At 47.6% G+C, this 9620-nt stretch carries 10 protein-coding genes; 5 read left to right on the forward strand and 5 right to left on the reverse strand.

What is annotated here, in order from left to right:
- The first annotated feature begins 31 nt into the window (after nucleotides 1–31).
- Together crtH and ACKFKH_RS21970 are read left to right on the forward strand one after the other, a co-directional pair.
- Complete coding sequence (gene crtH, locus ACKFKH_RS21965; RefSeq protein ID WP_446860488.1) at nucleotides 32–1564, forward strand: carotenoid isomerase; 1533 nt, start codon at nucleotides 32–34, stop codon at nucleotides 1562–1564.
- 612 nt (nucleotides 1565–2176) lie between these two features.
- Nucleotides 2177–2485 carry a Mo-dependent nitrogenase C-terminal domain-containing protein gene (locus tag ACKFKH_RS21970; protein ID WP_446860489.1) on the forward strand — a complete coding sequence of 103 codons (309 nt, stop codon included), beginning with the start codon at nucleotides 2177–2179 and terminating at the stop codon, nucleotides 2483–2485.
- 73 nt (nucleotides 2486–2558) lie between these two features.
- On the opposite strand, the gene cobW is transcribed toward ACKFKH_RS21970, so the two are convergent.
- Nucleotides 2559–3641, reverse strand: a complete 1083-nt coding sequence (gene cobW / locus ACKFKH_RS21975; protein WP_446860490.1) for a cobalamin biosynthesis protein CobW — start codon at nucleotides 3639–3641, stop codon at nucleotides 2559–2561.
- A 113-nt stretch (nucleotides 3642–3754) separates the two neighbouring features.
- Nucleotides 3755–4471, reverse strand: a complete 717-nt coding sequence (locus tag ACKFKH_RS21980; RefSeq protein WP_446860491.1) for a biliverdin-producing heme oxygenase — start codon at nucleotides 4469–4471, stop codon at nucleotides 3755–3757.
- Between the two features lie 455 nt (nucleotides 4472–4926).
- Between ACKFKH_RS21980 and ACKFKH_RS21985 the strand changes: the two genes are divergently transcribed.
- Together ACKFKH_RS21985 and ACKFKH_RS21990 are read left to right on the forward strand one after the other, a co-directional pair.
- A complete protein-coding gene (locus ACKFKH_RS21985; protein ID WP_446860492.1) occupies nucleotides 4927–5778 on the forward strand; it encodes an SPFH domain-containing protein in 852 nt (283 codons plus the stop codon).
- Nucleotides 5779–5904: 126 nt separating this feature from the next.
- A complete protein-coding gene (locus ACKFKH_RS21990) occupies nucleotides 5905–6270 on the forward strand; it encodes a DUF4870 domain-containing protein (protein WP_446860493.1) in 366 nt (121 codons plus the stop codon).
- A gap of 198 nt (nucleotides 6271–6468) precedes the next feature.
- On the opposite strand, the gene ACKFKH_RS21995 is transcribed toward ACKFKH_RS21990, so the two are convergent.
- The gene (locus ACKFKH_RS21995; protein WP_446860494.1) at nucleotides 6469–7155 is read right to left on the reverse strand and encodes a manganese catalase family protein; all 687 of its coding nucleotides are present in this window, start codon (nucleotides 7153–7155) and stop codon (nucleotides 6469–6471) included.
- A gap of 351 nt (nucleotides 7156–7506) precedes the next feature.
- Here ACKFKH_RS21995 and ACKFKH_RS22000 point away from each other — a divergent pair, with 351 nt between their 5' ends.
- Complete coding sequence (locus tag ACKFKH_RS22000; RefSeq protein WP_446860495.1) at nucleotides 7507–8088, forward strand: Npun_F5749 family FMN-dependent PPOX-type flavoprotein; 582 nt, start codon at nucleotides 7507–7509, stop codon at nucleotides 8086–8088.
- A 57-nt stretch (nucleotides 8089–8145) separates the two neighbouring features.
- On the opposite strand, the gene ACKFKH_RS22005 is transcribed toward ACKFKH_RS22000, so the two are convergent.
- Both ACKFKH_RS22005 and ACKFKH_RS22010 read right to left on the reverse strand, forming a co-directional pair.
- Entirely contained in the window at nucleotides 8146–8874 is a 729-nt protein-coding gene (locus tag ACKFKH_RS22005) for a molybdopterin-dependent oxidoreductase (RefSeq protein WP_446860496.1), read from the reverse strand.
- A 4-nt stretch (nucleotides 8875–8878) separates the two neighbouring features.
- Entirely contained in the window at nucleotides 8879–9478 is a 600-nt protein-coding gene (locus ACKFKH_RS22010) for a cytochrome b/b6 domain-containing protein (RefSeq protein WP_446860497.1), read from the reverse strand.
- Nucleotides 9479–9620: the final 142 nt, after the last annotated feature.

Below are 9620 nucleotides of genomic sequence, written 5' to 3' on the forward strand. Positions count from 1 at the left end.
ACTGGAAGACGTGGCTTTTACTTCTGAACTCATGGCTTCTGTTTCTCGCTCATCTTCAGGATCGACTTCTTCCACAATTTACGACGCGATCGTCATTGGCTCTGGAATTGGGGGAATGGTGACAGCCACTCAATTGGCAACGAAAGGGGCCAGCGTTTTGGTGTTGGAGCGGTACTTGATCCCCGGAGGCAGCGCTGGCTATTTTGAGCGATCGGGCTATCGGTTTGATGTCGGCGCATCGATGATTTTTGGGTTTGGCGATCGTGGCACCACCAACTTGTTAACTCGTGCGCTCAAAGCGGTGGACATGTCGATCGAGACGGTGCCTGATCCGGTTCAGATTCACTACCATTTGCCCAACGGGTTAGCGCTAAAAGTCCACAAAGACTATGAGAAATATATTCATGAGTTGAGCGATCGCTTTCCCCACGAAGAAAAGGGAATTCGCCAGTTTTATGATGAGTGCTGGAAGGTATTTAACTGTTTGAATGTGATGGATCTGCTCTCTCTAGAAGAGTTGGGCTATCTGACGCGAGTCTTTTTTCAGCATCCGATGGCTTGTTTGGGGTTGGCTAAATATTTGCCTCAAAATGTGGGCGACCTGGCACGACGGTTTATTCGTGACCCCGAACTGCTGAAGTTTATCGACATGGATTGCTACATCTGGTCAGTCGTCCCGGCAGACAAAACGCCGATGATCAATGCGGGAATGGTGTTTAGCGATCGTCACTATGGCGGCATCAATTATCCCAAAGGTGGAGTCGGACAAATCGCCCAAAAGTTAGTCGAAGGGCTAGAAAAAGCGGGCGGTCACATTCAGTACAAAGCCAACGTCACGGAAATCTTGACCGAAAACGGACGAGCGACAGGCGTAAAGCTTGCCACGGGAGAGGTCTATCAAGCCAAACGGATTATCTCAAACGCGACTCGCTGGGATACGTTTGATAAGCTACTGCCTGAGAGCCGCAAGCCCAAGTCTGAGAAAAAATGGCAGCAGCGATATCAACAATCACCCAGTTTCTTGAGTCTGCATTTGGGCGTGAAGGCTGAAGCGCTCCCCATTGGAACCGAGTGTCACCACATTTTGCTCGAAGATTGGGACAACATGGAAGCCGAACAGGGAACGATTTTTGTCTCGATTCCGACGCTGCTTGATCCCAGTCTTGCCCCCGATGGCTATCACATCATTCACGCCTTTACGCCTAGCTGGATGAGCTACTGGCAAAATCTGTCGCTCAGCGAGTACGAGCAAAAAAAAGAGGCGGCGGCCGGTCGCGTCATCGATCGCTTAGAAACCCTCTTCCCCACGATCAACCAACACCTCGACTACGAGGAAATCGGCACGCCCCGCACGCATCGCCGCTATCTGGGACGGGCAAACGGTACTTATGGCCCCATTCCCTCCCGCAAACTTCCTGGACTGTTGGGAATGCCCTTTAATCGGACGGCGATCGCTCACCTTTACTGTGTCGGAGATAGTACCTTTCCGGGTCAAGGGCTAAATGCGGTGGCGTTTTCGGGGTTTGCCTGTGCCCATCGGGTGGCGGTTGATTTGGGACTGTGAGCGATCGGTTAAAAGGTCTGGGCTGACTGACAACATCGCGGCTACGTCCCGATTTCCTGAAATGAGCGGTGTATCCTCTAGAGGACGCTGCTTGAGGTGCGCTCTGCTGGAGCAGATATCTCTCTGAAATTGCTCTCCTTGAAATGTTGTTCCATCCTCAGCAAAAGAGTTTAATAAAGCTGAGTTTGGTAATAAAAACTACAAATCCAATCTCTTACAAACACAAGCTATCCTACTTATATCTAAAGGCTAATATCGCAGGAGATAGTTTTATTAACTCCCAACGAAAAACTACCCTTTTAGATACTGTGTGGTTTTGTTAACAGAGCTTTAAATAGGATTAAAGCTGGAATTTAACCAGTTATATCCACAGCCTATCTCATTGATGAAGTAGGTCGGAGTCCTTATCAGAGGCGAGTTCCTGCTGTTTATTTGCAACAGGTTTACCGAAAATTAATCAAAAACTCAGCGAATCGATTCTTAGCTTTACGGAAATCTTAGTCGCTGTTTGTATCTTGATAGTGAAAGAACAAATTGATTCATTGGTTCCCTACAAATTCAGCAAATCTCAGCCAAAAAGATTGATTCTCATCGACAACCAAGGTGGCTTTTATGTCTCACTCAGAAATGACTTTTGATATCGGTTTCCAATCCCTTCGCCCACCTCAACCTCGCTTTAGTTTTCTCAATCCCATTCGTCAAAAACTAGACGCGATCGACATCCGCGATCGTAAGCTGGCTCACCTGATCTGCAAATTGATCCCCGCCCAGTGTCCGTTTGAGCGCGACATCACGCTGTTTGGCAAAACCGTCGCCCACATTCCGCCCATGTGTAAGCTCAATCCGCTCTATGACCAGTTTGTGGGACTGCGGTTTCGATCGCTCTGCTACTTAGTCGATGAATGTGGAGAAGCCGTTTAGAGTAGAAGAGGCTTTGCCCCGGCCGCTTCAGTCTGCCGCTTTACCGCTTCGTTCTGAGGGCATCTGCTTTGAGCTACGCGAGCGCTACAAGTTTGGATTCGATCTCTTGAGGACTCAGATCCCGTCCGATAAAAACCAGGCGAGTTTGGCGAGGTTCTTCCGGTTGCCAGGGGCGATCGTAAAACTGCTCAAACCGTGATCCCACTCCCTGCAAGACCATTCTCATCGCTTTATTGGGAACCGCCACAAATCCCTTAATTCGATAGATTTCCTGCTCTTGCACCAGACTTTCTAGTTTTGCTCTCAGCCGGGTTGGATCAAACGATCGATCCAAAATAATGTGAGTCGAGCCAATCTCATCATCGTGATCATGCTCTTCTTCAAAGTCGTGGTGACTGGGACGCGCAGCCAAATCATCCTCAACCGCAGCATTAAATCCCAACAACAAATTGGGATCTAGCTGACTTTCTACCCCTGAAGCACTGCGGCCGTTGGCAACAATTTTTACGGCTCTGGGCAATTCTTTTTGGACTAGCGCTTTCACCTCAGCCTGAGTTGCGTCGTCCACCAAATCAGTCTTATTAAGAATCACCAGATCAGCGCAGGCGAGTTGGTCTTCAAAGAGTTCTTGCAGAGGGGTTTCGTGGTCGAGGTTGGGGTCGGCTTGGCGTTGGGCGGCGATCGCCTGCAAATCACTGGCCAGGGTTCCCGAAGAAACTGCCTCACAATCGACAATAGTAATCACGCCATCGACCGTGGCCGCCGTGCGAATTTCATGCCAGCGGAAGGCTTTGATTAGAGGTTTTGGTAGTGCCAATCCAGAAGTTTCGATCAAGATGCAATCCAGACTGTCTCGACGTTTGAGTAGCTCTAGCATCGTCGGCAGAAATTCTTCTTGAACAGTGCAACAGAGACAGCCATTCGTCAGTTCAACAATGTTAGAAGAAATGTTAGAAGGGCTAGGTTCGGATAACTCATCTTCGGGGCAAACCTCGCAAGATCTCAGCAAATCGCCATCAATGCCCAACTCACCGAACTCATTCACCAAAACTGCAATGCGCCGACCTTGATTATTTTGCAGCAGATTGCGAATCAGCGTCGTTTTGCCACTTCCCAAAAAGCCTGTAATCACCGTAACCGGAATCTTCGCCGCCATCTTGTCTCCTTTCAAACTACGAATCCTGAAAGCTTGATAGTTTTGTCCACCAAGCCTCCAGGATTCAAAATAACGCGGATTGTTCGTTCAGGTTGTCAGTTTAGAGGACTTGACTACTCAGCCGTTGCCAACTCGGTGCTGCCACGATTGCGCTTACGAGTCAGCAGATTGAATAGTTGAACCCCGATCGCCTTGATCAGATTCCCTTCAAGCTCCTGGAACATTTTCATATTTAGCCCAAATGCGTCATTGGCTTCTTCGACGATGCGATCGTCTGTTGCTTCATCGACGGGGACTTCATCCAACTGCTGGCGATACATCTTTTTGAAGGCTCGCTCGTCTGGAATTTGGGAAAACGAGTAAAAAGCCAATCCATCTTCGTCAGACAAGTTCATTGCATTTTGAGCAATTTTTCTGAGAATTTGTCCGCCAGAGAGGTCGCCCATGTAGCGGGTGTAGAGATGTGCGATCAACAGTTCGGGTTGGGTAGCGGCGATGTCTTGAATGCGCTTGACATAAAGCTTTGTAGCTTCAGAGGGTACGACTTCTGACTTCCAATTGGGGCCAAAGTAGTAGGCGAGATCTTGTTCGAGACTGGCTTTGCGGTCTAGCTCTGGGAAGTACAGCTTGCCGAGAACGGGATGGTCTTGATGCTGGTGCATCGCTTCTTCCATCGCTGAGTAGACAAAGTAAAGATTTGCAACCAGTTTGCGGTAAGAATTCTTCTCAACAGTGCCCTTCAAAAAGCACGAGATGAATCCCGTGTTCTCTGCCATTGTGTGCGCTTTCTTGGTGCCCTCGCGGAGTTTCGTTGCTAAATTACTGCTCATTCTAAACTTCCCAACGCTAAATAAGTTTGCTGGCGTGTCAAGCCTCAAAGGTTAAAAAACCGCATCCTTTGTTACGTTAGTCTGATTTGATGAGCGTTTTTATTACAAATTCTTACGCTAATTCCGATAAGACGGCGTGAGACTGCCCTGCTGCCTAGACTTTCAGCCGATTGTGGTCTGATGAGAGACGATCGCGATTCTGAATTTTTCTGAACTTCTAGAAGCCAGCTTGATCTGATGTCCGTTTGAGGAAGGGTTTTCGCTGCGTTATTGGGTTCTTCTGCCCCCAAGCTGCCAATTCTGGGGAACTTAAGACCAGATTTGCGGTTTAGAGTCTCTGACAAGTAGACGATTTAGAGGCAACTACAAAACGCTGTTGACTCGTGACTTTTTACCTACCAGTCCACTGCGATCGCCGTGTTAGAACAGAGCTATCACTATTAACAAAAACGATTATGGGAAGCCTAGTGACTGCCTTTTTGGGCGCTCTATTAATTTTGTCGCTCAACGGACTGAAGATCGATCGAGAATATCAGCGCGGCGTAATTTTTCGACTGGGGAGAATTAAAGGCGTTTTGGGGCCGGGAATGTATTGGATCATGCCCTTTGTTGATCAAAAAGTTCAAATTGATATTCGGACTAAAACGGTCAACATCGAGCCACAAGAAACCGTTACGGCCGATAGCGTGACGATTCGCGTGAATGCTGTCCTTTATTACCGAATTATTGACCCTTCAAAAGCCATTAATCGAGTCGAAAATTACGAAGTCGCCGTTTATCAAGTGGCACTCACGACGCTGCGAAATGTTGTCGGACAAAACATTCTGGATGATGTGCTGCAAAACCGCGACAAAATTAACGTCAAAGTGCAAGAAATCGTCGATGAAATCACAGAACCCTGGGGCATTGTGATCGAGCGAGTCGAAACCAAAGATGTCGAAATTCCGCCGACAATGCAGCGAGCGATGGCCAAAGAAGCCGAAGCCATTCGAGAAAAGCGGGCCCGCATCATTAAAGCCGATGCCGAACAGGAAGCCTCCGCAAAATTAGCCGAAGCAGCTCAAATGATCAATGCCAATCCGGTCGCTTTAGAGTTACGTCGATTACAAATGCTGACCGAAGTTGGGGCAGAAAATAACACCACGACGATCGTAATGGTGCCCTCCGATTTCGTCAGTCTAGCGCAGCGATTTTCTCAACCTGTGCAAAACAATTCAGCTAACGGCTTCACCGCACAACCCTTTAATCCAGAAGTTATCCTCACCCCTAAGACGCATCAAGAGACTGATCGTTCGACAGATTCTTGAGAAAATTAAACCTAACTGAAGAGAAATGTTTTACGAGTAGGAGAGTACGGTAAACTCCACTACTGACTACCAAACGGGAAACGGTACGATCAGACTACGAACCCCATCAAAACAGGAGACTCAAGAATGCAGGGAACCTACGATTCGGACAAGCGCAAGCTGTTATCTTGCCTGTCTCACGGAGCAATCTTTTTTAGCACGACCATCTTATCGATCGGGGTGCCGATCGTGATTACCCTAATTTCTGATGATCCTGTCGTCAAAGCCAACGCCAAAGAATCGATTAACTTTCACTTTAATGTCTGGTTTTGGGCAGTGGTGTTAGGAATCGTTGTTTTCTTGCCGTCTCTGATTACCTTTGGGCTATTTGGAGCGATCGTTTTTGGGATTGGGTTTGCTCTCCATTGGGGGCTGACCGCTTGGGCGCTGCTTCACTGTTTTGGTAAGCCTGACGAGCCATTCCGCTATCCGTTTATCTTCCGTTTGGTCTAGAAGTTTTGAAGATAATAGGCTTCTTGCACAAATCATAGATGCTCTCCGAAGGCTCCTGCGAAGCTAACATCAATCTCCAGCTATTCTGACGTTAAAAGACAACCTGATTTTTTAGAAATAATGGGTAATGGACGATCGCAGGTTCCACTACCCATTTTTTTGTGGTTATTCTGTCAGAAAACCTTGCTGAAATTATCGTTAGCTCTGTTTAACTGGGTCGGCGATGTAGCGAAAAGTTGGCTCTGAGTTCCAGGGGCCGCGTTCATCTTCTTTGCCGTTAGAAGAGAGATTGTAGTAGATATCAACCGTCTCATCGGGAGCAACATTGCCAAACATGGGATCGGTCAACTTGCCCAAAGAATCCAGCGCTTTCATAAACATCTGAGTGTGAGAAATTTCACGAGTCAGAAGATGTACCAGCGTTTTTTTGGTGCCTTCATCAGGAGCTAATTTGATCAAGTCTTCATACATTTGTCGGGCCCCCGCTTCGGCTGCAATATTACAACGCAAATCGCGCACAACATCGCCGCCTTCATTCAGATAGTTTGCCGTCCAAGCGTTGCCCTGACTGTCTAAAAAGTGCGGCCCCATACCTCTGACTGCAAATAAAGTGCTTTTGTAAGCGTCTGTTTGATCGACATTTTTGGTGTGTCCTTCGATCAGTTTGCCGACCATTTCTAGGTGTCCAAATTCTTCGATCGCAATGTCTTGAAGCATGTCTTTAATTCCAGCATTCTCGACGTGAAAAGACTGCACCCAGTATTGCAGCGCCGCAGAAAGCTCACCCGTTGCCCCCCCAAATTGCTCTAGCAAAAGTTGAGCAAACCGAGGATTGGCTTCATCAATATTAACTGTATGAATTGTTTCTTTTTTGTGAAAGAACATAATAGATAGATCTCCTACTTTTGTGAATGGTTGACTCTTAACTTTTCTCGTGGAGTCAACTGGCCCTACAATACTAGACGAGACAGTTATTTTGAACTTGCACCCTGCGAGAGAGTTTCAAATCCTCCATTCTCAAAGATTTCTATCTCGATATCAGCCCTCAAGGAGGTGTTAAGTCTGTACAAATGATCTTCATCTAAAGATTCAATAATTTGTTGTGATTAACTCTGAGGGTCGTCATCAAAAAATCTCTTTCATTCTGTCTACCTAGCCCTTAAAATATCAATCATGAACAGCGACTAGCAGACGTAAATACGCCGATCGTTTTCCGCCCTCTTTTCTCCTTCCTTCATGCCCCTTGCTCCCTGGCGATCGCCCCTCTCCCGTGCTCTACACCGCAACCGTTCTCTCGTTCATGCCCGTTATTTACAACTGGCGACGGTGCGATCGGACAACAAACCCGCAAATCGCACGGTTGTCTTTCGAGGCTTTTTTGATGACGAGACGAACCAATTGAAGTTTGTCGTCGATGCTCGCAGTGAAAAGGCGGGTCAGATTGACCAAAATTCTTGGGCAGAAGCTTGCTGGTACTTTCCCAACACTCGTGAACAGTTTCGTCTATTAGGGACGCTGACCTTGGTACGAGAAAATGGTGAAGATCCTTCCCTACAGAGCGCCCGTCAAATCGCCTGGCAAACACTCTCAGACAGTGCGCGGATTCAATTTGCCTGGGCCCATCCTGGTAAACCGAGGGCTGATGCGATCGAGTTTTCTCCGCCGCCTCCCGACCCAGTGGAACCTTTACCCCATTTTTGTCTACTGCTACTCAAAGCAACTCAAGTCGATCATTTAGAACTGCGAGGCGATCCTCAAAATCGTAGACAGTACGTTCTAAGCGACGGTACCTGGGCGATTCAAGAAATCAACCCTTGATCGCGGAAAATGATCGCGGAAAAACTTTGTCGAATTTGCGTTAATTTAGCGACCTTCTCACAGTCCGCCAAACCATTCATAACCCTGATCTTCCCAGTAGCCTTTGTTGGGTAACAGACGATCGACCAGCGTGATCTCCGTTACCCATTTACTTTGTTTGTAGCCGAGTTTAATCGGAGACGCTAACCGTAAAGGTGCGCCATTTTCGGGGGATAGGGGCTGTCCATTTTTTTGATAAGCCATCAAGGTTTGAGGATGCAGCGTCGAAGTCAAGTCCCAACTTTCTGAATAGCCGTCAGCCGATTTGAAATAGACATACTTTGCCCCATTTTTGGGCTGTGCCAGCATCAACAAATCGCGCAACCGCACGCCGCCCCACTGGACGATCGCCGCCCACCCTTCTACACACACATGCTGAATCACCATCGACGTAAGCGGCATTTTCTCTAGATCTGCGAGGCTCAGTCGTAGGGGATTGTTGACTTGACCCGTGATCGATAATCGAAACTGAGCACGCTCCTTGCTGTCAGTGATCGCGAGTTGTGGCGTTCCATTAAAGGAGTTGATCAGGAGTTTGTCTGGCTCAATGGCAGCAACATCAAATTCGGGGACAGGCTCTTGTGACAGGAGCAGCGTTTCAATGCTTTGATTTAACGGCTCCGATAGTTGTCCCACTGTTTCAGACAATAGACTTGATCCACAGCCCGTTAATAACAATCCGGCTCCAGAAAGTCCTGACTGTAGCAATTGGCGACGTGAAAAGCGTTTTGGCAGAATGAGATTCATATGGCTATAGAAACATAGATTTGATCAGGCGAATTGTTCCCACTTTCAGCGCCAGCAATATGTGAGTGATTGTGAAGAGGATCACGATCGGCACCGTCATAAAGTGAATTGTACGAAGCGTTTGCCAATTGATAAATAAACTAGAAAGCCAATGCAACTGAGCAGGTTTGTACATCGCTAAACCACTGGCGATCGCTAACACTAAAATTGGAATAATCGCCGTGTAAGCTAGTCGGTGCCACGCATAGGTTTTACGCTTCTGATTTTGACTAACGCGCACAGCTTTGACATCGCCACCACTCGCAAATCGATGTTGCCAGCGACGAGTCACAAGGATATAAATTCCATACAGCAACAGGCTTAGTGAATAAATCCACATGATTGCAAAGTGCCAATCTCTTCCCCCGGCCAGCCATCCGCCCAGCGTCACAACCTCTGGAAAGCGCCAGCCGCCTCGCCCGCCAAACACTGGATTTGCGTTGTAGATTTGCAGCCCACTAACAATCATTAAAATGAGACTAAGCAGATTAACCCAATGAAAAGTCTTCGCCAGGATTGCTTGACTGGGAGGCTTTGGTTGACGTTTGGGGGTTGAATTTGTCATGAGTTGCAGGGGTGGCAATGGGTTGAAGTTTTTCGCTGCATTGTTGAAATTTTCTGCCTCCCAAGCTGCCAATTCTGAGGGACTTTTAGACAGAATTTTTAGTTCACAGTCCTCAATTTAAGGGGATTTAGGAGACGTTTTG

The organism is Phormidesmis sp. 146-20, assembly GCF_052939475.1.